The organism is Plesiocystis pacifica SIR-1 (genome assembly GCF_000170895.1).
In the GTDB taxonomy this organism is placed as follows: Bacteria; Myxococcota_A; Polyangia; order Nannocystales; family Nannocystaceae; genus Plesiocystis; species Plesiocystis pacifica.
In genome coordinates, this window is record NZ_ABCS01000032.1 from 57132 (window position 1) to 81122 (window position 23991).

Here is a 23991-nt window from a genome sequence, read left to right on the forward strand (position 1 = left end):
GCGGGTGGATGATCTGGAGCTTCGCGCTCGTGCTCGCGGGCTGCCCGGCACGGGGCGGCGGCGAGGTCGGGGCGGACGAGGTCGGGTCCGAGTCGGGCTCCGAGGACGGCACGACGACGGATACGGAGACAGATACGGGGCCCGGCACGACCGAGACCGAGACGGGCACCGAGACCGACGCGGGCGCGGAGACCGAGGGCGAGGCGCTGGTCGCCAACGCGGGCCCGGACCGCTACGCCTTCGTCGACGACACCGTCGAGCTCGACGCCTCGGCCTCGACGGGGGCGGCCCTCTACCACTGGGACTTCGGCGACGGCACGGCCGCGCCCGAGCCCAGCGACTCGCCCGTGGCCAGCCACAGCTACGCCGAGCCCGGGCGCTACTACCCCGTGCTCACGGTCTACGACGGCGAGGGCAGCTCCCTCGCCGACAGCTTCGCGCTGACCATCACCCACGTTCCGAGCCACGCCCCGCGGGTCGCGGGCAGCGTCGCCGCCGAGCCGAGCCTCGACGCGGTCGCGGTGGTCGAGGCCGACGCGAGCGCGCTGACCCTCGTGACTCGGGCAGTGGCGGAGGACGAGGACGCCTTCGAGCTCATCGCCCGCCACCCGACCTGCGCCGGCCCGCGCAGCCTGGGTCTGCACGCGGCGGGGGAGGGGGGCGCGGAGGCGGCCGGCGGCTGGATCGCCTGCCCCGAGGTCGACCAGATTCAGCCCTTCGACTGGGACGCGGGCCCGGGGGCTGCGCGGACCTTGCCCTGGGGCTCCCGGCCGAGCGCGGCGCTGCGCGTGGGCTCTCGGGTGTTCGCGGCGTTGGCCGGCAAGGGCCAGCTGGCGGTGCTCGAGGACGGCAGCGACAGCTTTGTATTCCACGACGGCTTCCCCGACGCCCGCGGCCTGGCGCTGTGGCCCGACGGCCGCGTGGCCGTGACCCGCTGGCGCTCCGATCCGGACGCGGGCGCCGGCGTCGGCGAGCTGCGCCTGTTCGACCCCGAGTCCGCCGCCGTCGAGCTCGTGACCCTCGCCTACGACCCGCAGCCGGCCTCGGACACGGAGATCGGCGGCGTCCCGACCTACCTCGACCAGCTCCTGGTCTCGCCCATCGGCGACGCCGCGGCCGTGCCCAGCTTGCAGGCCAACGTGCTCCACGGCGAGTACATCAACGGCGAGACCCTGACCTTCGAGACGACCGTGCGCGCGGTGGTGTCCTTTTTGGTCCTCGGCGAGGCCGACGGCATGGGCCAGGTCCCCGGCGCGGAGAATTTCGACCTGCGCAAGCAGTTCGACAACCGCGGCTTCGCGGCGGCGGGGGTGTACTCGAGCCGCGGGGACTACCTGTTCGCGGCCATGCGCGGCAGCCGGGCCATCGAGCGCTACGACACGCTCACGGGCAGCGGCGCGGGCACGATCCTCAACGCCGGCTACGCGCCCTCGGGCCTGGCCCTGTCTCCCGACGATCGCCACCTCTACGTGCACGTCGGCCTCGAGCGCGAGCTGCGGGTGTTCGACGTGACCAGCTTCGACGCCCTGCCCATGGCGATCGCCGCCGTGGCCACCGTGGACGCCGAGCCCCTCGCGGCGCAGGTGCTCCGGGGCAAGCAGCTGTTCAACGACAGCTTCGATCCGCGCCTGGCCAAGCACGGCTACATCGCCTGCGCCCACTGCCACCTCGACGGCGAGTCCGACCGCCAGACCTGGGACTTCACGGACCGCGGCGAGGGCCTGCGCAACACCATCTCGCTCCTCGGTCGGGGCGGCACGGCCCACGGCCCCGTGCACTGGAGCGCCAACTTCGACGAGATCCAGGACTTCGAGCACGACATCCGCGGGCCCTTCGGCGGCCTCGGCCTGCTCAGCGAGGAGGACTGGGGCGCGGGCACGGTGGCGACGAGCCTCGGCGATCCCAAGGCGGGCCTGTCCGAGGACCTCGACGCCCTCGCGGCCTACGTCGAGAGCCTCGACAGCTACCCGCGCTCTCCGGCGCGCACGGCCGAGGGGGAGCTGAGCGCGCAGGCCCAGGCGGGTGCGGTGCTGTTCGCCTCGGCGGAGCTTGGCTGCGTCGACTGCCACTTAGGCCCCGCGCTCACGGACAGCGCGTGGATCGGCCCGATGACGCCGCTGCTCCACGACGTCGGGACCATCACCGAGGCCTCGGGGCAGCGCCTGGGCGAGCCGCTGACCGGCCTGGACACCCCGACGCTGCGCGGGCTGTGGAACGATCCGCCCTTTTTGCACGACGGATCCGCCATCGACCTGAGCGCGGTCCTCGGCGCGGCCAACCCCGACGATCTTCATGGTACGACGAGCTCGCTGAGCCCGGCCGAGCTCGACGCTCTGGTCGCCTACCTGCTCAGCCTCGAAGGCCCGCCATGACCCGCGCAACCGACGAACTGGCCAGCGACTCGAAGCCGACCCTGGGCTTTTTGATCAAGTGGATCGGCATCTTCATCGGCTTGGCGATCGTCGCCCTGGTCGGCGTGGGCCTGGTGCTCCCGCGGCAGTGGGAGGTCGAGGTCGAGCGCACCATCGAGGCCAGCCCCGAGGCCGTGCACGCCCTCGTGTCCGACGTCGAGCAGTGGGACCGGTGGATGTTCGACCCCGCGGCGGAGGCCGCCGGGATGAGGGTCGAGGCCTCGGGCCAGGGCGTCGGCGCGACGGTGAGCTGGTCCGGGGGCGGGTCGACCGGCGAGATGCACCTGGTCGAGTCGACGCTCGAGTCGGGGATCCGCTGGGACGGGAAGATCGAGACCGACGAGGTCAACAACCACGGCTCGATCACCTACGCCGTCGCGGACGGGCAAGTGACCGTGACCCTGCGCGACACCGGCGAGCTCCCGCCGGTGCTCGGGGGCTTCTTCGTCCCGGTGATGAACTCGGGCCTGCGCCAGCACTTCGAGGGGGCCCTCGGGCGCCTCGAGGCTACTGCTGAGGGTGAAGTCGAGGGTGACGCAGCTCCAGCGGCTCCCGAGTGAGCCCGCCCGGATTTGGCTGTAGACTCCCGGCCGTGACCACGACCCTCTACCCCGTCTGGCGGGAGCTGCTGTGCGACGGCGAGACTCCCGTCGGGGTCTTCGCCCGCCTGCGCCGCGCCTTCGCAGGCGAGCGCAGCTGCTTTTTGCTCGAGTCCGTCGTCGGCGGTGAGCGCTGGGCCCGGTGGAGCATCATCGGCGTCGGCCACCGGGCGCACTGCCGCGGGCGCTGGGTCGGCCGCGGCCCCGAGGCGCGGCTGGTCGTCGAGGCCGAGGCTGGCCCCGGCTTCCCGCCGAGCGTCGCCGAGCTCGCCGGCGACAAGGGCGGCGTCGGCGAGGGCGGGGGCGGCCGCTTCATCGAGGCCCTGCTGGCCCGCTACCACACGGGCCTCGAGCAGGTCGACGAGGGCATGCCCCGCTTTTGGGGCGGCGTCGTCGGGGTCTGGGGCCACGACATGGTCCGCGACCTCGAGCGCGTGCCCCCGCCGATCCGCGAGGCCGCGCCCGCGGACGACCTCCCCGCCTTCGAGCTGTTGGTCACGGACACCGTGGTCATCTTCTACACGCTCTCGCAAAAGGTCCGCGTGGTCGCGACGCACTGCCCGGCCGAGGACGACGGCGAAGCCCGGGGCGAGGCGGCCGCGCGGGCTCGGGTCGACGCCGTGGTCGCGGTGCTGCGCGCGGGCGCGGGCCTGCTCGCGCCGCTGCGCATCGCCGAGGACGTCCCCGTGCCGCCGCCGCGCAAGGCCCCGGCCTGGGCCGAGCTCGACTTCCCCGCTCGCGTGCGCGCGGCCAAGCGCTACGTCGAGTCCGGCGACGCCTTCCAGGTGGTGCTCAGCCAGCGCTTCGACGAGCCGCTGATGGACGCCTCGGGCGGCCGGGCCGACCCCCTCGACGTCTACCGCATGCTGCGGGTCACCAACCCCTCGCCCTACATGTACCTGCTCGACTTCCCCTCGGCGGTGCTCGCCGGGGCCTCGCCCGAGGTCATGGTCCGGGTCGACCGCGACGACGGCAAGGTCACGGTCCGGCCCATCGCGGGGACGCGGCGGCGCGGCGAGACCAAAGCGGAAGACCTCGCCCTCGAGCGGGAGCTCCTCGAGGACCCAAAGGAGCGGGCCGAGCACCTGATGCTCATCGATCTCGGCCGCAACGACGTCGGCCGGGTCGCGGCGCCGGGCACCGTCAAGCTCGAGGACTCCCACGTCATCGAGCGCTACTCCAAGGTCATGCACATCGTGTCCGAGGTCTCGGGCGTGCTCGGGGCCGGGCACAGCGTGGTCGATGCCCTGCGCTCGACCTTCCCCGCGGGCACGCTCTCGGGGGCGCCCAAGGTCCGCGCCCTCGAGATCATCGACGAACTCGAGCCGGCCCCGCGCGGCTGGTACGGCGGCGCCGTGGGCTACTTCGCCTTCGACGGCGGCGCCGACTTTGCGATCTGCATCCGCTCGGTGGTGTTCTGCGCCGACGCCATGCGCGTCCAGGCCGGGGCGGGCATCGTCTACGACTCGGACCCTGAAGCCGAGGACGACGAGTGCGCGCGCAAGGCCAGCGCCGTGCTCCGAGCCATCGCCATGGCGCGCCACGGAAGCGCCGGAGAGGGAGGCCCCCGTGGCCGCTGATCGCAAAGTTGATCACCAAGCGAGGATGTCGCCGGTCGGCGAGGGCGGGCGTCGCTTTTCGCCGCCCGAGGGCGCGAGCGCCCGAGCCACGGAGATCGCCGGCGAGGCGGTGTCCGTCGCCGGGGCCCGGGTCCTGGTCGTCGACAACTACGACTCCTTCACCTTCAACCTCGTGCAGTACCTGCTCGAGCTCGGGGCGGTCGTCGACGTCTACCGCAACGACGCGATCACGGCGCAGCAGGTCCTCGCCGACGGCCCCAGCCACCTGCTGCTCTCGCCGGGCCCCGGCCGCCCCGAGGACAGCGGCGTGTGCCAGGACCTGTGCCGCCTGGTCGTCGACGCCCAGCGCTGCCTCGAGCCGCTGCCGACCTTGGGCGTGTGCCTGGGTCACCAGACCCTGTGCGAGGTCCACGGCGCGACGGTCGAGCGCGCCGGTCGGATCATGCACGGCAAGCGCTCACCGATCGTCCACGACGGCTCGGGCCTCTACGCCGGCCTGCCCAGCCCCCACGAGGCCACGCGCTACCACAGCCTGATCGTCGACGAGGCGACCTTGCCGGCGTCGCTCGTGGCCGTGGCCCGGACCCCCGAGGGCGAGCTGATGGCCGTGCGCCACGAGAGCCGCCCGGTGTTCGGGGTGCAGTACCACCCGGAGTCGATCCTGACCGAGTGGGGGCACCGCTTGCTGCTCAACTTCTTGCGCGCGTAGTCAGATTGCGCGCGTAGTCAGTGGCCGATGAGCCGCGGTCGAGGGTCCCGGCTCGCAACCACGGCGTGCACGTGGACGCGCACGCCGAGGGGCACGAGCTGCTCCTCGAGCACCCACCGCCCGTCCTCGAAGCCGCAGCCGTGGGCGTGGAGGAAGCGGCGGACTCGGAGGTGGGCGGCGGGGTCGAGGCCGCTGGCCAGGCGCGCGCCGCCTCGCTCGGGGGGCGCCTGGGCGACGAGGGTGTTGGGCGGCCAGCGCTCGTCGCCGAGCTCGAGGGCGGCGCTGTGGCAGGTGTCGATGATCAGCTGGCAGCCGCCGCGGGCGAAGGAGCTCGCGCGCAGGCGCCAGGCCAGGCAGGGGAGGCCAGACACGGGCGCGCGCAGGGGGGCGTCGCGCAGCCGCGGCAAGGTGGGGTGGGGGACGAAGCTCGCGCTCGCGTCGGCGTCGGCGTTTGCGGTGGGTCGCGCTCGCTCCAGGCGGGGCCGCAGGGCGATCCAGGTCACGCCCGCGCAGCGCAGGCAGGGGCGCTCGCTCCCGGGGCTCGCCGTGCCACAGCGGGCGCAGGCGTAGGCAGCTTGGAGCGGGAGCCCCCGCTGGGAGAGGGGGGACTCGAACGCGGGGGCTCGATGATGGCGCAGGTCCACGGCGGGGGGCGTCCAGGGCATCGCGTCGGGCCAACTGGCTCGTCAACAATCGATTCCCACCGCCTGACTTTGGCGGACTGTTAGGGTTGCGCCATGAGCGAAGCGGCCCCAGCCATGCGCGCAGGACTGCGCACCCTCGCCTCCGGCCATCACCTCAGCACCTCGAGCAGCGCCGCGATCTTCCGCGAGATCATGGCCGGCGCGTGCGACCCCGCGCAGATCGGCGCCCTGCTCATGGGTCTGGCCATCAAGGGCGAGACCATGGGCGAGATCAGCGGGGCGGCGGAGGCCATGCGCGAGGCCTCGACCCTCGTCCCGACCGCGCGCGAGCGGGTCATCGATCTGTGCGGAACCGGGGGCAGCGGCGTCCCCCGGCGCAACGTGTCGACGGCGGCGTCCCTGGCCGTGGCGGCCTGCGGGGTCGCGGTCGCCAAGCACGGCAACCGGGCCGCGTCCTCGCGCAGCGGCAGCGCCGACGTGCTCGAGGCCCTCGGGGTCAACGTCCAGGCCTCCCCCGAGGTCGTCGGCCGGTGCATCGACGAGGTCGGCGTGGGCTTTTTGTTCGCCCGCACCCTGCACCCGGCCATGGGCCACGCCGCGCCGGTGCGCCGGGCCCTGGGCGTGCGCACCGTGTTCAACCTCTTGGGCCCGCTCACCAACCCGGCCCGGGTCCGGCGGCAGGTCCTGGGCGTGTTCGATCCGCGCCGCTGCCACGACCTGGCCCGGGCCCTCGGCAGCCTCGGGAGCGAGCGGGTGTTCGTCGTCCACGGCTTTCGCGCGGGGGTGCGCGCGGCCCCCGACGCGCCCGCCGGCGTCGACGATCTCAGCCCCGAGGGGGAGTCCCTGGTGGTCGAGTGGCGGGGGGGCGAGCTCGTCGAGCACGTGCTCCGGCGGGCCGACTTTGGCCTCGACGATCGCCCCCTCGCCGAGATCGCGGGCGGGGATCCGGGGGACAACGCGGCGGCCCTGCGCGGCCTGGTCGGGGGCGGGGAGCCGGCCTACCGCGAGGCCGTGATGCAGGCGGCGGCCCTGGGCCTGGTCGTCGCCGGGGACGAGCCGGCCTGTGCCGAGACCCTGAGCGCGGCCGCGGCCCGGGTCGGGGAGGCCCTGGCGTCCGGGGCCGTGCGCGGCGTCCTGGAGCAGCTGGTCGCAGTCTCGAATCGTTAGCCCTCGGTTGGCCCTCGGCTGGACCACGGCCGGAGGGCTGGCTCCCCCCCGGGCATATCGGCTACGCTCTGGCGAAGCGCGATGAGCAGCGAAGCCACCTACCTCGACGACATCCTCGCGGCCAAGCGGGCCGAACTCGAGACGGTGCGACCAGGCAACACCAGCTGGCAGCAGCTCGACGCCCTGCTCGCCGAGCTCCCGCCGTGTCGGGACCTGTGGGGCGCGCTGGCGGGCGGGCACAAGCCGCGGGCCATCGCCGAGTTCAAGCGCCGCTCGCCCAGCGAGGGCCCGCTGCGCGAGAGCGCCGACCCCAAGCACATCGCCTCGCTCTACGTCGCCGCCGGCGCGGCCGCCATCAGCGTGCTCACCGACCGCCACTTCGACGGCAGCTTCGAGGACCTGCGCACGGTCCGGGCCGCGGTGTCCGTGCCGGTGCTGTGCAAGGACTTCATCATCAGCCGCAGCCAGATCATTCGCGCGCGCCAAGAGGGCGCCGACGCCATCTTGCTGATCGTCGCGGCCCTCGAGCCGCCGATGCTCCGCGACCTGCACAACTTCGCCACCGACCTGGGGCTGCAGTGCCTGGTCGAGGCCCACGACGACCACGAGGTCGAGCGGGCCATGGCGGCCGGCGCGAAGATCGTCGGGCTCAACTCGCGCAACCTCCAGACCTTCGAGGTCGACCTCGACAACATCATCCGCTACCGCCCGGACGTCCCCCGGGAGGGCTTCCTCTACGTCGGCGAGAGCGGCATCCAAGATCGCAAGGACGTCCGGCGTCTGCGCGCGGCGGGGGTCGACGCGATCCTGGTCGGCTCGGTGCTGATGCGCTCCGAAGATCCCGGGGCCAAGCTCGCCGAGCTGATCGCGCCCTGATGTGAGGCCCATGGCCGCTTCCTTGGCCGTCGCCGCGCCCGGCCTCAAGGTCTGCGGGCTGACCCGGGCCGAGGACCTGCGCGCCTGCGCCGAGCTCGGCGTCGACATGGTCGGCCTCAATTTCTGGCCCGGCTCCAAGCGCTTCCTCGAGCTCGACGCGGGCCGGCGGGTGCTCGAGCAAGCGCGGGGCGAGCACCCAGCGGCCCGCTTCGAGCCCGCGCGCGTGGGCGTGTTCGTGGACGCGCCGCTCGACGCCGTCGCGGCCCACGTCGAGGCCTGGTCGCTCGCGGCGATCCAGCCCCACGGCGACGCCCCCGTCGAGCCCTACGCCGCGTTGGCCCAGCGCCTCGGCGTCGCGTGGGTGTGGGTGATCCGCGGGACCCCGGCGCTGGAGCGGCTGCGCCTGCCCGAGCCGGCGCCGCAGCTCGTGCTGCTCGACGCCGCGGTCCCGGGCTACGGCGGGGCCGGGCACCGGACCGACTGGGACTGGGCCGCGCAGGCCGTGATCGCCCTCTCACCCACGCCGGTGTGGATCGCCGGGGGGATTCACCCGGGCAACGTCACCGAGGTCCTCGGCCAGGTTCGTCCCGCGGGTGTCGACCTGGCCAGCGGGGCCGAGCTCTCTGGGGCGCGCCAGGGTGAGAAGGATCGGGCCGCGATCGCGGCGTTGGTCCGCGCCCGGGACCACGCACGCGCCTCGCTGCGGGGCAAGCCCGCCGACTGAAGGAAGGGGCGCGCCGGGGCGCTTGCGCTTCGCGGCCCCCGGCGGGAAGCTCCGGCATGGCCAGCGCCTCCACCTCTCCGCCTTCGCCCGAAGGCGTCGCCCCCTCGGCCGGGGACTTCGGTCGCTTCGGCGGCCGCTTCGTGGCCGAGACCCTCATGCCCGCGGTCGAGGAGCTCGCCCGCGAGTGGCCCGTCGCGTGGGCCGACCCGAGCTTCCGCGGGGACTACGAGCGCATCCTGTCCGAGTACGTCGGCCGGCCCTCGGCCCTGACGCCCGCGCCGCGCCTGGCCAAGGCCGTCGGCGGCGGCGACATCTGGCTCAAGCGCGAGGACCTCAACCACACCGGCGCGCACAAGATCAACAACTGCGTCGGGCAGGTGCTGCTCGCCCGGCGCCTGGGCAAGCAGCGGATCATCGCCGAGACCGGGGCGGGCCAGCACGGCGTCGCCACGGCCACGGTCTGCGCCTACTTCGGCATGCCCTGCGTGGTCTATATGGGCGCCGAGGACGTCGCCCGCCAGGCCCTCAACGTGTTCCGCATGCGCCTGCTCGGCGCCGAGGTCAAGAGCGTGACCGCGGGCTCGGCCACGCTCAAGGACGCCATCAACGAGGCCCTGCGCGATTGGGTCGCCCACGTCGAGGACACCCACTACGTCATCGGCTCGGTCATGGGCCCCGATCCCTATCCGATGATGGTCCGCGAGCTCCAGCGGGTCATCGGCGACGAGGCGCGGGCCCAGATGCTCGAGCGGACGGGCAAGCTGCCCGACGCCGTGGTCGCCTGCGTCGGCGGAGGCAGCAACGCCATGGGCATCTTCGCCGGCTTCCTCGGCGACCCCGGGGTCCAGCTGATCGGCGTCGAGGCGGCGGGCGAGGGCCTCGACGGCCTGCACGCCGCGACCATGAGCCGCGGGGCCGAGGGCGTCTACCACGGCATGCGCAGCCTCGTGCTCCAGGACGACGACGGTCAGCTCCAGGAGGCCCACTCGATCTCCGCGGGCCTCGACTACCCGGGCATCGGCCCCGAGCACGCCCACCTGCGCGAGACCGGGCGGGCGCGCTACGTCGCCATCGACGACGCCCAGGCCCTCGACGGCCTCTCGCTGCTCTCGCGCACCGAGGGCATCATCCCCGCCCTCGAGACCGCCCACGCCATCGCGGCCCTGCCCCAGCTCGTGCGCGAGCTCGGGCCCGAGGCGACCATCCTGCTCAACCTGTCCGGGCGCGGCGACAAGGACATGCACACCGTCATGGGCCGCCTCGACGCGGACAGCGTCGCGGAGGTCGAGGAGGCCCGGGCGCGCTCGCAAAAGCCGGCCGGGAAGGGAGGCCACGATGACTGAGACGCAGACGCAGACACAGGCACAGGCACAGGCACAGACCAGCCGGATCGCGGCGCGCTTCGCTGCCTGCCGCGCGCAGGGCAGGGCGGCCCTGGTCGGCTACCTGACCGCCTACGACCCGGACCGCGACGCGAGCTTGGCCCACATCCTCGCCGCCTGCGAGGCCGGCCTCGACGTGCTCGAGCTCGGCGTGCCGTTTTCGGACCCGACCGCGGACGGTGCGGAGATCCAAGCGGCGATGGTCCGCGCGCTCGCGGCCGGTGCCACCTTTGACGGCGCCCTCGACCTGGCCCGGGCCGTCCGCGAGCGCTTCCCGGACCTGCCGATCGTGCTCTTTGGCTACGCGAACCCGCTGCTGCGCGCGGCGGGGCGGCTGGCGGAGGACGGGGCAGGCGGCGGCGAGGCGCAGCTGTGTCGGGCCCTCGCCGAGGTCGTCGACGGCCTGCTCGTGGTCGACCTGCCCCCGGAAGAGGCCGCGATCCTGCGCGAGCCGGCGCGGGCGGCAGGCCTCGACTGGATCGCCCTGTCGGCGCCCACGAGCCCTCCGGCCCGGCGCGACCGCCTGGTTGCTGGGGCCAGCGGCTTCATCTACGCCGTCAGCCTCACGGGGGTCACCGGCGCGGCCCTCGACGCCAGCAGCGAAGGGGTGCGCGCGCAGATCGAGGATCTGCGCGGCCGCAGCGAGCTGCCCGTCGCCGTGGGCTTTGGCGTGCGCGAGCCGGAGCAGGTCGCGGTCCTCGCCCAGCTCGCGGACGGGGTCGTGGTCGGCAGCGCCCTCGTGCGCGCGGCCAAGACCGGCAGCGAGGCCCTGGCGGCCAAGGTCCAGGCGCTGCGCGGCGCCTGCTCGCGCTCCTGACCGTCGCTGGCCGAGCTCGGAGGGGGGTGGTCCACTCGACCGACCCACGGTGCCGCGGGGCGAATCCCGGGGTGTGTCCGTGGAGGCGCCGAGCTATGGTCAGGCGGTGAGGTCCGCGACGACCAGCCGCTTCGGGGCGGCGCTTGGGGTGCTGGGCGCGGCGGCGCTGGGGCTGCTCGCGTCGTCGGCGTGCACCATGCCCATCCCGGACGCGCGGGTCCTGACGAGCACCCGAGCCATCGCCCTCCAGTCCGAGATCCTGGTCGCGGGGCCGCTGTTCCCCGAGCGCCTCGACTCCCCGGTGGTCCTGCCCGAGAGCCCGATCACCGAGCTCATGCCCGGCGATCGGGTGCGCGTCGAGGGGGTCATCGTCGACACCTCGGCCGAGCCCCTGGCGGCGAGCGAGGTCGAGAGCCTGTGGTTTCAGTGCGGCAGCAACTGCTACCTCATGGGCTCCCGCCTCGACCGCAGCCTGGGCGACGTGGACTGCGACGCGGTCGAGGACTACGACCTCGACTCGCGCTGCGTCCTGGGCACGGGCGACCTCGGCTTCGAGTTTGATCTGCCGCCCCTGACCCAGCGGGCCGCGAACACGGAGAACATGTATCTGTTCGCGGTGTTCGCCTGGGGCGGGCGCCGGGCCGAGGACTGCTGGGAGGCGCGCAAGGCCCTGGACGGCAGCCTGGACGGCTGCGCCTTCGTCAACCACACCGTCGAGCTCGGGCCCAGGTGGCTGCTCCAGGTCCACGCCGACGCCGAGGGCTTGGAGACCGTCGTGCCCCTCGAGCACGTGCCCTTCGCGGCCTTCCTGCAGGCGGCCAACCACCCGCCCTTCCTCGCGGGCATCAGCCTTGGCGTCGATGGTTCACTGAACAGCCTCGTGGCTGGGGCCGAGGCACCGGAGCTCGCCTTCCCGATTCCCGTGCGCCGCGGCCAGACCCTCGACATCGTCCCCGTGCTCGACGAGGACGCGCAGCTGCTCCAGACCATCATCAACACCACGGACCCCGACGGCTTGGTGTTCGTGCCCTGGCCCGAGGCCGTCAATTTTCGACACTACACCACCGCAGGGCTGCGGACCCCGGCGGCGGCCTCGGACAGCCTCGAGGTGCAGCCTGCCCTGCTGAGCCTGGAACGAGCGGAGCTGGTCGTCGAACAGTCGGCCGAGGTGGGGGAGGTCCTCCGGGTGGTGCTGGTGGTCTCCGACGCCCGCGGCGGGGACGTGGTGCGCTGGCTGGCCTTCGAGGTCGTGGAGTGAGGGGGCGTAGACCGCCGCGCTGGGCTCGGGCGCTGGGGGTCGCGGCGGTGGCCCTCGCGGGGCTGGGCTCGGGCGCGGCCGAGGCCGCGTCGCCGCCACCGCCGAGCGAGCCCGAGCCCGCGGTCGAAGACGAGCCCGATCCGCCCCCGGAGGTCGAGGTGCGCGGGCGGGTGATCGAGGCTGGGTCCTCGCGCCGGCCGGTCGCCGCCGCGGTCATCATGGTCGTCGCGGCGCCGCCCGAGGCCCGGGTTGGCAAGGCCGCCCGCGAGCCCCTGGACCCCGAGGCGGTGACCTGGATGCGCCGGGCCGAGAGCGACGACGAGGGCCGCTTCGTCCTCGACGAGGTGCCCGCGGGGACGGTTCGGGTCATCGTCGTGGCTGGCGGCTATGCGCGCTACGAGGTGTTCGAGGCGGTCACGGTCCCCGAAAAAGAAGGGGCAGGGGAGGCGCTGGTGCTGCGCCTGCGCCCCGACGCGGCCAGCGAGTACCGCACGGAGGTCCGCTCGCTGGTGCCGGAAGAGGCCGAGGCCCCCGAGTACGTCCTCGACGGCGATCAGGCGCGGCACTACGCCGGCAGCGGGGGCGAGCCCCTGGTCGCGGCCATGAACCTGCCCGGGGTCGCGCGCAGCCCCGGCGGCCTGGGCCTGCTCGCCCTGCGCGGGGCCACGCCGACGTGGACGGGCTACTACGTCGACGGCCACCCCGTGCCCCGGGGCTTCCACATCGTCCCCGTCGCCAGCGTCGTCTACCCCGCGGCCGTCGACCGGGTCGCGCTCCACCCGGGGAGCTACCCGGCGGCCTTCGGCGGCTTCGGCGGGGGCCTGGTGGTCATGGACACGGCCCCGGGCTGCGACGCCTGGACCGAGCGAGGTCTCGAGGACGAGCCGGCCTGCCGCGGGGCCCACGGGGAGGCGCACATCGACCTGTTCGACGTCGGCGCGCACGTCGAGGCGCCCGTGGGCCGCGGGGCGGTGTCCCTGGCCGTGCGCCGCAGCCACGTCGACGCCGTCGCGGGCCTGGCCGATCGCATCGCCTCGCGGGCCGTGGGCCAGGAGTCCGGGGCCATCCTCGGCAGCCTGCTCATCCCCGCGTACTGGGACTACCACGCGCGCTTCGACATCCCCCTGGGCCGCGGGACCGGGCGAGGGCCCTACGCGGCCCCGCGCCAGCTGCTGAGCCTGCGCGCCCTCGGGGCCGGGGACAACCTGGTGGGCGAGGGCCTGAGCGCGGAGGACGACGAGGACGACCTCGACTTTTGGGCCAGCTTCCACCGCTTCGACCTCGAGTACCGCGCCGAGGGCAGGGACTGGCGGGCGCTGATCAGCCCCTCGCTGCGCCTCGACAGCAATTCTCTGCGCCAGTACCAGGCCTCCGATCGCACGGCCTGGGTGGGCTCGTGGCGCATGCTCTACGCGGCCCAGGTCCACGAGGCGGTCGAGCTCGAGGCCGGCGTGGACGTGGTCTACGAGAGCTGGCGGCGCAGCCAGCTGAGCCTCGACCCCGACGTCCCGGTGCTCGATCCCCTCAACCCCCCAGACCTCGACATGTTCGGGATGCGCGACGACTTCGCGGGGGAGAAGCTGCGCGCGGGGATGTGGCTGACGGCGCGCGTTCAGCTGGGCGAGTGGGAGCTGGTCCCGGGGCTGCGCGCGAACTTGTTCGAGTTCGCCCGGCGCCAGCAGGTCAACGTCGAGCCGCGCCTGCACGTGCGCGGGCAGGTCCACCGCCGCGTCGCCGTGATCGGGAGCGCGGGCATGTTCGGGGTCCCCGTGGTGCTCCGCTCGAGCACCAACCAGCTCAACGCCTTGCCCTCGGTCTTCCCCTACCAGGGCGGCTACGTGGACCTGCCCAACTACCTCACGCGCTACTTCGACCCGGGCGTCGAGGGCGACCTGGTCGAGGGCACCCTGGGCCTGACCCGGGTCATCCAGGCCTCCGCCGGGGTCGAGCTCCGGCTGCCCTGGGAGCTCGACGCCAGGGGGACGCTCTATTGGCGCGAGGGCCTGGCCGAGACCCTGGTGTCCGCGGACTCGGGCAACGCCTTCCCCGTCCCGCGCCAGCGCGGCATGGGGGCGGAGCTCTACCTCGGGCGCCCCCTCGGCCCGCGCCTGGACGGCTGGCTGGGCTACACCCTCAGCTGGTCGCGCATCGAGGACACCCGGACGGGCGTCGGCGCCAGCGAGGGGGTGTCGTGGGTCCCGGCGGTCTTCGACCAGCGCCACAACTTCGTCGCCCTGGTCAGCGCCGCCCTGCCGCGGGGCTTTCGCCTGGGCGCCCGCTTTCGCGTGGTCTCGGGCAACCCTGACCGCGTCTACCTGGGCACGGACAACTTCGACGTTGGCCTGGCCTGGACCAACGTCCCGCTCCAGTCCGTGCGCGGGACGACCTACCGGCCGCTCTTTCACCAGCTCGACCTGCGCCTCGACAAGCGCTGGACCAAGCGAAACACCGTCGTCGGGGTCTACCTCGACGTCCAGAACGTCTACAACAACCTCTACCCCGAGGCGTGGATCTACAGCGCCGACTTCAGCGTGCGCACGGGCAGCTTCGGCCTGCCGATCTACCCGAGCCTCGGCGTGTCCGTGGAGTTCTGAGCGGCGCGTTCGCCATGGTGAGCTCGGCGTGAGCTGGGCCCCGGCGCCATGGTGGGAGCGGGAGCTGCCGCGGGGGCGCAGAGGTTCTATGGTGCGCCCGATGAGCTCCGCGGCGCAGCACCCGAACACCGAGGCGGACACCGAGGCCGGGCAGGCGGTCTACTCCCCGTGGGTCCTGCGGGTCTACGACTTTTGGGTCCTGGCGCTGTCGAACCGCCTGGCGTGGCGCTGCTCCAGCCCCCGCATCCTCGCCCACTACGACGCCCACGTGGGCGCCCGCCACCTCGACGTGGGCGTGGGCAGCGGGTGGTTCCTCGACCGCGCGCGCTTCCCCGCGTCGCCGGAGCTGTGGCTCCTCGATCTCAACGCCAACAGCCTGCGCTTCACCGCCGAGCGAGTCGCCCGCTACCAGCCCAAGTCCGTGCGCGCCGACGTGCTCGCGCCCGTGGACCTGCCCGCGGGGCACTTCGAGTCCATCGCCCTGAACTACCTGATGCACTGCCTGCCCGGGGGCTTCGAGTCCAAGGGCGCCGCCTTCGCCCACCTCGCCCCCGCGCTCGCGCCCGCGGGCGTGCTGTTTGGATCGACCATCCTCAACGTGGGCGTCGACCATAACCTGTTCGGCCGCAAGCTCGTGTCCGTCTACAACGACAAGGGCATCTTCGGGAACGCCAGCGACGGCCTCGAGGGCCTGCGCGCGGCCCTCGAGCGCAGCTTCGAGATCGTCGACATCGAGGTCGTCGGCACCGTCGCGCTGTTCAGCGCTCGCCAGCCGAAGCCGTAGGCCCCAGTACCGCGTGTCCGGAGTCCGTGTCGGGTTTGGACCGGCACTGGAACCCGAATGGCTGTGTCGCCGCTCCTAGCGGTGGGGTTCACCACAGCGTCGTCGCGGCTCCTTGCCCTCGGGTCCCAGCGATGCCCCAAACCCGGCACGAACTTCAGACACGCGGTACTAGCCGGCCTCGCCCGGCGCGCCCTTGGCCGAGACCCGGCCCGAGGCCGCGTTGCGGAGCACCCGGAGGAAGTTCGCCGGGCTCAGGTAGGGCCCCTGCTTCATGGTCATGATCTTCAGGAACTCGTGATAGACCTCGGTGCTGTTCGGGCACGCGCTGTAGATGCGATCGAGCAGCGGCCGGGCCATCTTCAGGACCATGGGCGGCAGGGGGACGTGGGGGGCGATGGTCGGGTAGCGGGCGATCTCGAGGGAGTTGATCAACCAGGGCGTCAAGATGGCCCGGTTCGCCGCGCGCTGGACAGCCTGGCTCTGGAAGCCGCGGCGCTGGACGGTCTCGTAGACGGCCATCGCCTGGGTGGCGTGGGCGCTGATGCCCTGGCCGAACACGGGGTCGAGGCCGCACACGGCGTCACCGACGACGGCGACGCCCTCGGGCAGGCTGATCTTGTGCCAGTCCCGACGGTACTGGTCGTGGACCCGAAAGCCGTGGACTTTCGAGGTCGGCTCGGCGGCCCGGATGTTCATGGCGATGTCGCGGGTCTCGAGGGTCTCGGTCCAGGCCTCGAAGGCCTCGGGCTCCGTCGGCGGGAAGTCCCTGTCGTAGCCCATGATCGTGAACAGGGTCTCGCCCGTCTCGATGCGCAGGGCCACGCCGTGGCGGGTGGTCCGCTCGCGCGTGCCGTAGCAGGCGAGGATGGGGGTGTTCGCGTTGACCGAAGGGGTCCCCCGATAGAGTCGCGAAGCGTAGCCGAGGCGTACGGGGATCGAGTGAATCGGAGGGGAGGGATATCCGTGCTCGTGGAACCACTTGAGCACGCGTCCACTGCGGCCAGTGGCGAGGATGACGATGTCCGCCGGAATCTGCTCGATCGCTTCACCTTCGCGACCGAGGCGGACGCCCCGAACGCGGCCGTCGGCAATGTCGAGGCCGCGGGCGTAGGTGCCGTAGCGCGTGCGGACCTTGGGCAGGGCCTCGACCCGCTTGCGGATGTGGTGCTCGAGCAGCACGCGGGACTGGACGGCGTGGCGCATCCCGGCGGGCTTGGAGTGGGGGAAGCGGTTCCCGGCCCAATAGATCACCAGGCCCTCGCCGATGTCGACGTTGGCGCCGCCGTCTTTGGCGATGGCGTCCCAGATCCCGGGCAGCAGGGTCTCGATGGAGTCGTAGCCCCCCGCGAGGATGTTGTGGGCGTGGAAACCCTGGGGAACGCCGCGGCGCAGCCCGGGAGTCTCGGGCGGGACGTCGCGGTCGATCATCACGACCTCGTCGGCGACGTCGGAGACGATGCGCGCAGCGAGCAGCCCTGCTGCGCTCGCTCCGACCACGACGGCTCGCCTCATTCCGCGAGTATATCGGCTGGGAGGCAGGGTGTCTGGAGTTCTCGTGAGCGCTGTTTGCCCACGCGGCGAGAACCCACGCTCCGATTGCCCGCGGCTTCGCGCGTGGTGTGAATGCCTTGGCCATGCGCGCCGTGCGGGGTGATCGGAGACACCAATGAATGTCGTCACGTTGCCGTCGCTCGCGCGGTGCTGCGATTGAACATGCGCGCGGGGCCGAGGGCAGAGAGTGCGAAAGCGCTCGATGGAGTACGCCAGGGAGTGTGGCGAATCGAAGCCGATCACCCGCGCGTGGCGGATTCGTCCACCGCAGCGCCCAAGCGCCACGCGATCAGTGCCCAAATTCCACACACCGGGGCTGTGATTGCAGCGACTGTGGCGAGTTGGAGTCCCGCCCCTTCGAGGCCCGCAAAGGCCCAGCCCGAGAGCGCGTCGCCGCCCCGATAGACCACGGTGTCGATGAAGCTCTTGGCCTTGTAGCGAGGGGAGCGCTCGACGCTCGTGTACAGGACCTCGCGGCCGGGCCGAGCGAAGGCATAGTTGAGGCAGCGGCGGCCGGCTTGGACCGTGAACGCGACGGTCAGGGTGGGGCCGAGGGCGAGGGCGACGAAGCCCGCGAGGCACGCGAGGGGGAGCACGGCGAGGGTCCAGCGCAGGCCGAGGCGACGGATCAAGCGGCCCGTGAGCAGGCCCTGGGCGGTGACCGTCAGCGCGTTGGTCGCGAGGTCGACGGCCGCAAAGGCAGCCGTGCGCGTGGCCTCATCGGTGAAGTTGAGCACGACGAGGCGAGCTTGGACACAGTAGAGCACCGTCGACGCGGCGGTCATGAGCAAGACGTAGGCGCACAGCGCCATGAGCCGCGGTGAGCGCAAAACCTCCGCGAGGCCTGCGAGGGGGCTGCCGCCGATGGGTCCGTCGTCGGCGGGCGGGGACTCGACCTTGCCCTCGGTGCCGCGAGCCTCGGGGGAGTCGGGGCGCGGCTCGGCAGCGAGCTTGGCCATGGACCAGCGGCCGATCTCGAGCAAAGCCGCGCCGACCAGGGTCAACCACGCGGGGCCCACGGACAGGGCGAGGCTGCCACCCAGCGCAGGACCGAGCAGGGCGCCAACGCTCCCCCCGAGGGCGATGACGCCAAAAGTGCGCCTCGCCTCTCCGCCCGAGAAGAGATCGCTCATCACGGACCAGAACAGCGAGATGACGAGGAGGTTGAACACCGAGGTCCACACGAAGAAGACCCGCGCGGTCCACAACTCCAGGGCCGGGGTGTCGCCGAGCCAGCCGCGCATGAGCGCGAAGAACACGATCAGGTTCAAGGCGAAGGAGCGGTGGACCAGGGCCCCGAGGCGCGCGCGATCGAGGCGCGCGACGGCCAGGCCGTAGACGGGCACGGCCACGAGCACGGCGACGAAGGTCGCGGTGAACATCCAGTGCAGCTGATCGACGCCGCCGCTCACCGCCATCGCGTCGCGCAGCGGACGGAGGGTGTAGTTGGTCGTCAGCAGGCAGCACGACCACAGCGCGGCCAGGAGCACGCGCCGGCCGTCGCCAGGATCGAGCTCGGCGGTGCGCAGCAGCGCTCGCGCGAAGCCACGCTCACCCCCCCGCGCAGGCTCGGGTGGGGGCGCGGGCTGGGGCCGGAGCGTGGACACTGGCGCTTGTGACCCCCGCCGCGCTCGGAGGGTTTGGCTCCCTCGCGTGCGTGAGTCGCGGGGGCGCGCAGTCCCGCTCGACGTGAAACACCCCCCCGCGCTGGCAGGGTCGCAGGGGCGTGGCGACTTCACGACGAATGCTGATGCTGGGCGCGAGCCTGTTGGGGATCTCGGGCCTGTCGGGCGCGCTCGGGTGCGCGTCCGGGGGAGCGACGGCGGGCAGCACCGCTGCGGGATCCGGAGCCGGGGCGGGCGACGGGCCGCGGGCGCGTCCGCCTGGGGAGCCGATGCGCGTGTTGATCCTCGGCGGGACGGGTTTTTTGGGTCCGCACTTCGTCCGCGCCGCGGTCGCGGCCGGTCACGAGGTCACGCTCTTCAACCGCGGCAAGACCAACCCGCACCTGTTCCCCGAGCTGCCCAAGCTCCGCGGCGATCGTCGCGAGGGGGATCTCGCCGCCCTCGAGGGCAAGCACTTCGACGTGGTCGTCGACACCTCGGGCTACGTCCCGGAGCACGTGAGCGCGACGGCGAGCTTGCTGTCGAGCGCGCGCCAGTACTTGTTCGTGTCGAGCGTCTCGGCCTACGCCAACCAGGGCCAGGCCGGGCTGACGGCCGACGCCCCCCTGGCCGAGCACCCCGAGCCGGGCAACGACGACGTGCGCCAGTTCTACGGCCCGCTCAAGGCCCTGTGCGAGCAGGCGGCCGAGGCCGCGATGCCGGGCAAGACCACGGTGATCCGCCCGGGGCTCATCGTCGGCCCCGGCGACCCGACCGACCGCTTCACCTACTGGCCCGTGCGCCTGGCTCGGGGCGGCGAGGTCCTGGCGCCCGGCCAGCCCGAGGACCCCGTGCAGCTCATCGACGCCCGCGACCTCGCGGCGTTCATGCTGCTGTGCCTCGAGCGCGGCCAGACCCGGACGTACAACGCCGTCGGGCCGGCCGAGCGCCTGGGCGTGGGCGCCATGCTCGAGGCCGGCGTCGCGGCCCTGGGCGTCGACGCGAGCCTGCGCTTCGCCAGCGCCGAGTTCCTGGCCGAGCACGAGGTCCAGCCGTGGATGGAGATGACCGTGTGGGTGCCGCCCTCGGACCCGGAGGTCGGGGGCCTGGGCCAGGTCGACGCGTCGGGGGCCAAGGCCGACGGGCTCCGCTTTCGCCCCCTCGGCGAGACCTTCGTCGATACGCTGGCCTACTGGAACGAGCTGCCCGAGGCGCGCCGGGCCGAACCACGCGCGGGCCTGGCCGCGGCGCGCGAGACGGAGCTGCTGGCCTTGCTCGCGGGCAAGGACGCGTCGGCGGACGCGGCCGCCTAGCGTCCCCTCAGTCGAGCAGCGCGGCCCAGTCGTAGTTGCCCTCACCGGCGCTGTCTTGGGCGGCGTAGTTTTGGACCACCCACTGCCCGTTCTCGCTGGGCAGGGTCGCCTCCTCGCCCTGAGACACGAGCTCGATCGCGTCGCCGTGCATCACCTCGAGGGCGTGCTGGGTGAAGCCCTCGCAGTCCGTGGCGTTGACCGGGGTGACCGCGAGCGCGGGGAAGTCGACGGCCGCGAAGGGCTCGCGCGAGGCGACGAAGAGGACCTCGCCCTGCTGGGTCTCGACGGTCACGGAGGTCGGCTCGCAGCTGTCGGGGTCGCGGCGCAGGTGGACCGTCGGGCACGCGTCGAGCACGGGCAGCATGGCCGGGTCGGGCAGGTCGAGGGTCAGCGTGTAGGGATCGGGCAGGACGCAGCTCGCCCCGCACGGGCAGCCGTCGAGGTTGTAGGTCCCGCCGAGGTTCCCGCCGAAGTGTTGACCGGCGAAGCTGTAGTCCTCGCAGCTGTCGACCGGGGACGCCGCGCCGACGAGGGAGAAGGCGATGTCGACGACGGGCAGGGCGCAGCTCTCGGGCTCGGAGCCGGTCTCGGAGCCCGTCTCGGACTCGGAGGTGTCGGTCTCGGGCTCGGTCGTGTCGGTTTCGGATTCGGTGGACTCCGACTCCGTCGAGTCGGACTCGGAGGTGTCGGTCTCGGACTCGGTGCCCGTCGAGTCGGACTCGGTGGTGTCCGTCTCCCCGCTCGAGTCCGACTCGTCCTCGCCGACGTCATCGTCCTTGGGAACGGGCGTGACCGCATCATCGCCGCAGCCGAGGGCCGCGACGGCCAGGAGCGACGCCACCAAACACGGCGCTGAGAACAGCTTGCCCATCGTCCAGTCCATGGGTCGATGGTAGCCCAGGGGGGAGCCCCGCGAGGCCTCGACGCGGCGCGACCCAGCTGGCGCCGGACTTGTTTCGGGGCTCTACTCCTCGAGCAGAACGCCCAGCCAGGCCTCGAAGGCCGGGGTCTCCACGAAGTCCCGAGCGCCGTCGACGAGGGCCTCTTGCAGCGCCGGGCGCCAGGCCTCCTCGAGGCCCGAGCCCGCCAGGAAGTCCCGGGCGGAGGTCGAGCCATACTCGCGGATGAGCTCGGTGAGCGAGGCCTCGACCTGCTCCCCGAGCCCACGCCACGCGGCCAGGGCCCGCAAGATCGCGGCCACGTCGGCGGCGAAGTCCCCGGGCGGGTACTTGTGGCGCTCGGCGACCAGGCGATCGACGGGCTGACCGAGGAGCGAGCGGAGCACGTCCACGCGCCAGGTGGCGAAGTCCTCGGCGAACTCGGGCGACGCGACGCGGTCGACCATCTGGTCCACGGCGACGCCGAGGATGTCGTCGACGAAGGCGTTGACCCGGGGCTCGAGCTGCTTTTCGAGCTCGCTGCCGACGGCCGTGGCGACGCCCTTGGCGACCCCGGCCAGGCGCGAGGCGAAGCCGCCGCCGGAGAGCTTGGGGACCTTGGTCGCCGCGTCGGGGACCATCGAGCGCATGCGCTTGCCGAACTCGAGGATGTTGGCCTCGAGCAGCTCGCGGAGGATGGTGCGCGTCGAGGGGTGGTCGAGGAGCGAGCGGACGAGCTCGCGGTCGGGCTGGTAGGGGCGGCCGAGGGCCTTCTCGACCGGGCCGAGCAAGGTCACCGGGACCCGCTCGCCGAGCGCGCCCTCGAGGCGATCGGCGCGGGTCAGGGCCTCCTCGACGCGCTCGGCGACCCAGCGCTCGAACTCGTTGGAGCGGGCCGAGTTGCGCACGCCTTCGGTCAGCGCGCGGGCCAACCACTCGGCGTCGACGAGCTGCTCGAGGGGCCGGTCGAGGACGTGCTCGAGGCCGAGGCCGACGAGCTGCTCGAGGGCCTCCGGCTCGCCGCGCAGGCGCTCGAGGATGCGCCCGTGAAGGTCCGCGGGTCCGGGCTGCGTGGTCTCGTCAGCGCTCATCGCCGCGCAAGCTACCAGCGCGGCTCGCCGAGATCGAGCTCAGCTCGGCTGGAGCTCGAGGCCGTCTTCACCCTCGCCGCCTTCGAGGAGCTCGCGGCGGTGCAGCGCGCCCCACACGAAGCCCACGCCCGCGTAGCCGATGGTCACCAGCAGCAGGTACTCGGGCAGCACCCGGGCGAAGCCGCAGGCGTAGCAGGCCACGAGGTTGAAGATCTGGAAGTAGTTGCCGACCGCGGTGTCGCGCTTGGTCACCTTGGGCAGGGGCAGGTTCGAGACCATCATCAGGCCGAACACGAGGGCCAGCAGGGGCAGGGCGGCGAGCAGTCGGGTCAGGTCGTACTCGAGGCCGACGAGCAAGAGCAGCCCGAGCAGGCCGCCCGCGAGGGTCGTGGGCATGCCAAAGAAGACCTTGGGCCCGCCCTCGGACATGACGTTGAACTTGGCCAGGCGCAGCGCCGCGCAAACCACGAACAGGGCCAGGCACGCGCGCATCACCCAGGCGAAGGGGCCCCAGGCGCCGAAGATCTCGGGCTCGCTGCGGCTCAGGAGCATGAGCACCGCCGCGGGGGATACGCCAAAGACCACGAGGTCGGCGAGGCTGTCGAGCTGCACGCCGAACTTGCTCGACGCGTTGAGCAGGCGCGCGAAGGTGCCGTCGAGCTTGTCGAAGAGCACGCACCACACGATGAACCAGCCGGCGGCCTCGAAGCGGCCGTCGACGGCGGCGATCATCGCCGCGAGCCCCAGGACCAGGCTCGCGCAGGTCACCGCGTTGGGGATGACGTAGCGCCACGCCGGGGTGGGGGCGTCGTCCTCGGTTGGCTCGCTGGCGTCCGTGTGCGCGCTGGACATCTCGCCATTAAGACCGCTTTGGGGGTCGCTGGCAAGGGTACGAGCGGGCAGGAGACGCTGTTTAGGCCCAGCTTCGACGCAGAAATGACGAACTGGAGATGTCAGGTCGCGTGCACGTGTGGGTAGACGTCGGGTCCTTGGCGTGGCTTCCGGCGTGACTCCCGCCGAGGACCTGGCTACTGGCCTGGGCCGGCAGGGCGGCCCAGCAACATGCGGGCGCGGGCGAGGACGTCGCGCAGGGAGGCGTCCTCGACCTGCTTGAGCGCGTCCATGGTCTCGTCGGGGACCTCGGGGTCGAGGACCGGCTCGCGGATCTCGGGCTCGGGGAGGGGCTCGGGCTCGGGGCGGCGCTCGGACAGCGGGGGCAGGGGCCCGACGAAGGCCTCCACGGTGGTGATCTCGGCCTCGGGCCAGGCCTGCTCGAGGCGGTCGAGCACTTCCTGGCGCCAGTAGGTCATCTCGTGTAGCCACTGGCTATCGTGCACGTGCACCAACAAGCGAGGGCCCTGGACGAGCGTGGGCCACACGTAGTCGGCGAAGCTGGCGGGCAGGATCGTCGGCCACAGCTCGCGGATCCGAGTCAGGCGGCGGAGCTCTCCGGGGATGTGGCGTTGGAGGAGCTCGTCGAGGACCTCCTCGACGGGTACTCGCCCCCGGCGCTTGTGGACGTCGCGGCCGCGCCAGCGTCGTCGCGGGCGCCCGTCGTCGCGCCACTCCTTGCCTTGCTTGGCCATGCTCGGCGAGTGTGCCACAGCCCCGCGGTCCTGGCCGCGGCCCTGGTCGGCCTGGTCGGCGCGGCGGGCTGCGCGAGCACCGAGGGCTGGTCCGTGAGCGCCGAGCGGACCTGCGCGCCCCGGCCCCGGCCGGCCCCGCGGGCTTGTGTGATGCGCTCGCCGGACTACGGCCACGTGCTCGCCGTCGGCGACGTCGAGCTGCTCCCGGGCGAGTGCGCGGTCGCGGGCGAGGACGGCCGCGGCGGGTTGCTGCGCGTGCGCGCCCGGGACGGCGCGGGCGAGGAGCGAGGCCGCTGGGTGTCCGCGCCCAAGGGCAAGCAAGTGCTCGTGCGCGTCGAGGAAGACGGCCGCGTCGCGGTCGAGCGCGTCCGCTGCGACCAGCGCCCTGTCTCTCTGGACACGCCCTGAACTCAGGGACTGTGA

Annotated in this window: 21 protein-coding genes; 14 read left to right on the forward strand and 7 right to left on the reverse strand. The window is 72.9% G+C overall.

Annotation, left to right across the window (positions count from 1 at the left end):
* Positions 1 to 8: 8 nt before the first annotated feature.
* The 4 genes from PPSIR1_RS43075 to PPSIR1_RS18035 are packed head-to-tail and all read left to right on the forward strand — an operon-like array spanning position 9 to position 5299.
* Positions 9 to 2372: a PKD domain-containing protein gene (locus PPSIR1_RS43075; RefSeq protein WP_006972544.1), complete on the forward strand. Its 2364-nt coding sequence runs from the start codon at positions 9 to 11 to the stop codon at positions 2370 to 2372.
* A complete protein-coding gene (locus tag PPSIR1_RS18025) occupies positions 2369 to 2971 on the forward strand; it encodes an SRPBCC family protein (RefSeq protein WP_006972545.1) in 603 nt (200 codons plus the stop codon). The genes PPSIR1_RS43075 and PPSIR1_RS18025 overlap by 4 nt, the downstream gene beginning before the upstream one ends.
* 32 nt (positions 2972 to 3003) lie before the next feature.
* A complete protein-coding gene (locus tag PPSIR1_RS18030) occupies positions 3004 to 4590 on the forward strand; it encodes an anthranilate synthase component I family protein (RefSeq protein WP_006972546.1) in 1587 nt (528 codons plus the stop codon).
* 25 nt (positions 4591 to 4615) lie between these two features.
* The gene (locus PPSIR1_RS18035; RefSeq protein ID WP_006972547.1) at positions 4616 to 5299 is read left to right on the forward strand and encodes an anthranilate synthase component II; all 684 of its coding nucleotides are present in this window, start codon (positions 4616 to 4618) and stop codon (positions 5297 to 5299) included.
* A gap of 17 nt (positions 5300 to 5316) precedes the next feature.
* On the opposite strand, the gene PPSIR1_RS18040 is transcribed toward PPSIR1_RS18035, so the two are convergent.
* Positions 5317 to 5964 (reverse strand): hypothetical protein, encoded by a 648-nt coding sequence (locus PPSIR1_RS18040; protein ID WP_006972548.1) that lies wholly within the window; start codon positions 5962 to 5964, stop codon positions 5317 to 5319.
* 72 nt (positions 5965 to 6036) lie between these two features.
* On the opposite strand from PPSIR1_RS18040, the gene trpD reads away from it, so the two are divergent.
* The 8 genes from trpD to PPSIR1_RS18080 all read left to right on the forward strand — a co-directional run bounded on the left by trpD (position 6037) and on the right by PPSIR1_RS18080 (position 15545).
* Complete coding sequence (gene trpD / locus PPSIR1_RS18045) at positions 6037 to 7110, forward strand: anthranilate phosphoribosyltransferase (protein WP_006972549.1); 1074 nt, start codon at positions 6037 to 6039, stop codon at positions 7108 to 7110.
* Positions 7111 to 7191: 81 nt separating this feature from the next.
* The gene (trpC, locus tag PPSIR1_RS18050; protein WP_006972550.1) at positions 7192 to 7986 is read left to right on the forward strand and encodes an indole-3-glycerol phosphate synthase TrpC; all 795 of its coding nucleotides are present in this window, start codon (positions 7192 to 7194) and stop codon (positions 7984 to 7986) included.
* 10 nt (positions 7987 to 7996) lie between these two features.
* On the forward strand, positions 7997 to 8710 hold the full coding sequence (locus tag PPSIR1_RS18055; RefSeq protein ID WP_006972551.1) for a phosphoribosylanthranilate isomerase: 714 nt from the start codon (positions 7997 to 7999) through the stop codon (positions 8708 to 8710).
* Positions 8711 to 8766: 56 nt separating this feature from the next.
* A complete protein-coding gene (gene trpB, locus PPSIR1_RS18060; RefSeq protein ID WP_006972552.1) occupies positions 8767 to 10053 on the forward strand; it encodes a tryptophan synthase subunit beta in 1287 nt (428 codons plus the stop codon).
* Positions 10046 to 10909, forward strand: coding sequence for a tryptophan synthase subunit alpha (gene trpA, locus PPSIR1_RS18065; protein ID WP_006972553.1), 864 nt, complete (start codon positions 10046 to 10048; stop codon positions 10907 to 10909). Before trpB ends, trpA begins: the two co-directional genes overlap by 8 nt.
* Before the next feature lie 106 nt (positions 10910 to 11015).
* Positions 11016 to 12167: a hypothetical protein gene (locus PPSIR1_RS49395; protein ID WP_198154538.1), complete on the forward strand. Its 1152-nt coding sequence runs from the start codon at positions 11016 to 11018 to the stop codon at positions 12165 to 12167.
* Positions 12168 to 12214: 47 nt separating this feature from the next.
* Positions 12215 to 14761, forward strand: coding sequence for a carboxypeptidase-like regulatory domain-containing protein (locus PPSIR1_RS18075; protein WP_006972556.1), 2547 nt, complete (start codon positions 12215 to 12217; stop codon positions 14759 to 14761).
* 100 nt (positions 14762 to 14861) lie between these two features.
* Positions 14862 to 15545: a methyltransferase domain-containing protein gene (locus tag PPSIR1_RS18080; RefSeq protein ID WP_006972557.1), complete on the forward strand. Its 684-nt coding sequence runs from the start codon at positions 14862 to 14864 to the stop codon at positions 15543 to 15545.
* A gap of 168 nt (positions 15546 to 15713) precedes the next feature.
* Here PPSIR1_RS18080 and PPSIR1_RS18085 read toward each other — a convergent pair whose 3' ends face one another.
* Both PPSIR1_RS18085 and PPSIR1_RS18090 read right to left on the reverse strand, forming a co-directional pair.
* Entirely contained in the window at positions 15714 to 17057 is a 1344-nt protein-coding gene (locus PPSIR1_RS18085) for an NAD(P)/FAD-dependent oxidoreductase (protein WP_157595679.1), read from the reverse strand.
* A gap of 278 nt (positions 17058 to 17335) precedes the next feature.
* Positions 17336 to 18703 carry an NTP/NDP exchange transporter gene (locus PPSIR1_RS18090; protein ID WP_006972559.1) on the reverse strand — a complete coding sequence of 456 codons (1368 nt, stop codon included), beginning with the start codon at positions 18701 to 18703 and terminating at the stop codon, positions 17336 to 17338.
* 143 nt (positions 18704 to 18846) lie between these two features.
* On the opposite strand from PPSIR1_RS18090, the gene PPSIR1_RS18095 reads away from it, so the two are divergent.
* Positions 18847 to 20013, forward strand: a complete 1167-nt coding sequence (locus tag PPSIR1_RS18095) for an NAD-dependent epimerase/dehydratase family protein (protein ID WP_232296505.1) — start codon at positions 18847 to 18849, stop codon at positions 20011 to 20013.
* 7 nt (positions 20014 to 20020) lie between these two features.
* On the opposite strand, the gene PPSIR1_RS18100 is transcribed toward PPSIR1_RS18095, so the two are convergent.
* The 4 genes from PPSIR1_RS18100 to PPSIR1_RS18115 form a co-directional block, all read right to left on the reverse strand.
* Positions 20021 to 20896 (reverse strand): SH3 domain-containing protein, encoded by an 876-nt coding sequence (locus PPSIR1_RS18100; RefSeq protein WP_006972561.1) that lies wholly within the window; start codon positions 20894 to 20896, stop codon positions 20021 to 20023.
* Between the two features lie 81 nt (positions 20897 to 20977).
* The gene (locus PPSIR1_RS18105; RefSeq protein ID WP_006972562.1) at positions 20978 to 21982 is read right to left on the reverse strand and encodes a hypothetical protein; all 1005 of its coding nucleotides are present in this window, start codon (positions 21980 to 21982) and stop codon (positions 20978 to 20980) included.
* Positions 21983 to 22021: 39 nt separating this feature from the next.
* A complete protein-coding gene (locus PPSIR1_RS43080; protein ID WP_006972563.1) occupies positions 22022 to 22834 on the reverse strand; it encodes a CDP-alcohol phosphatidyltransferase family protein in 813 nt (270 codons plus the stop codon).
* A gap of 176 nt (positions 22835 to 23010) precedes the next feature.
* Positions 23011 to 23568, reverse strand: a complete 558-nt coding sequence (locus tag PPSIR1_RS18115) for a DciA family protein (protein ID WP_006972564.1) — start codon at positions 23566 to 23568, stop codon at positions 23011 to 23013.
* Positions 23569 to 23577: 9 nt separating this feature from the next.
* Here PPSIR1_RS18115 and PPSIR1_RS18120 point away from each other — a divergent pair, with 9 nt between their 5' ends.
* A complete protein-coding gene (locus tag PPSIR1_RS18120) occupies positions 23578 to 23976 on the forward strand; it encodes a hypothetical protein (protein WP_006972565.1) in 399 nt (132 codons plus the stop codon).
* Positions 23977 to 23991: the final 15 nt, after the last annotated feature.

What these genes read in the sequence shown, in the direction of transcription:
- PPSIR1_RS43075 (WP_006972544.1), top strand. Translation starts at nt 9, where the DNA reads ATGATCTGGAGCTTCGCGCTCGTGCTCGCGGGCTGCCCGGCACGGGGC.
- PPSIR1_RS18025 (WP_006972545.1), top strand. Translation starts at nt 2,369, where the DNA reads ATGACCCGCGCAACCGACGAACTGGCCAGCGACTCGAAGCCGACCCTG.
- PPSIR1_RS18035 (WP_006972547.1), top strand. Translation starts at nt 4,616, where the DNA reads ATGTCGCCGGTCGGCGAGGGCGGGCGTCGCTTTTCGCCGCCCGAGGGC.
- PPSIR1_RS18040 (WP_006972548.1), bottom strand. Translation starts at nt 5,964, where the DNA reads ATGCCCTGGACGCCCCCCGCCGTGGACCTGCGCCATCATCGAGCCCCC.
- trpD (WP_006972549.1), top strand. Translation starts at nt 6,037, where the DNA reads ATGAGCGAAGCGGCCCCAGCCATGCGCGCAGGACTGCGCACCCTCGCC.
- trpC (WP_006972550.1), top strand. Translation starts at nt 7,192, where the DNA reads ATGAGCAGCGAAGCCACCTACCTCGACGACATCCTCGCGGCCAAGCGG.
- PPSIR1_RS18055 (WP_006972551.1), top strand. Translation starts at nt 7,997, where the DNA reads ATGGCCGCTTCCTTGGCCGTCGCCGCGCCCGGCCTCAAGGTCTGCGGG.
- trpB (WP_006972552.1), top strand. Translation starts at nt 8,767, where the DNA reads ATGGCCAGCGCCTCCACCTCTCCGCCTTCGCCCGAAGGCGTCGCCCCC.
- trpA (WP_006972553.1), top strand. Translation starts at nt 10,046, where the DNA reads ATGACTGAGACGCAGACGCAGACACAGGCACAGGCACAGGCACAGACC.
- PPSIR1_RS18080 (WP_006972557.1), top strand. Translation starts at nt 14,862, where the DNA reads ATGAGCTCCGCGGCGCAGCACCCGAACACCGAGGCGGACACCGAGGCC.
- PPSIR1_RS18085 (WP_157595679.1), bottom strand. Translation starts at nt 17,057, where the DNA reads ATGAGGCGAGCCGTCGTGGTCGGAGCGAGCGCAGCAGGGCTGCTCGCT.
- PPSIR1_RS18095 (WP_232296505.1), top strand. Translation starts at nt 18,847, where the DNA reads ATGCTGGGCGCGAGCCTGTTGGGGATCTCGGGCCTGTCGGGCGCGCTC.
- PPSIR1_RS18100 (WP_006972561.1), bottom strand. Translation starts at nt 20,896, where the DNA reads ATGGACTGGACGATGGGCAAGCTGTTCTCAGCGCCGTGTTTGGTGGCG.
- PPSIR1_RS18105 (WP_006972562.1), bottom strand. Translation starts at nt 21,982, where the DNA reads ATGAGCGCTGACGAGACCACGCAGCCCGGACCCGCGGACCTTCACGGG.
- PPSIR1_RS43080 (WP_006972563.1), bottom strand. Translation starts at nt 22,834, where the DNA reads ATGTCCAGCGCGCACACGGACGCCAGCGAGCCAACCGAGGACGACGCC.
- PPSIR1_RS18115 (WP_006972564.1), bottom strand. Translation starts at nt 23,568, where the DNA reads ATGGCCAAGCAAGGCAAGGAGTGGCGCGACGACGGGCGCCCGCGACGA.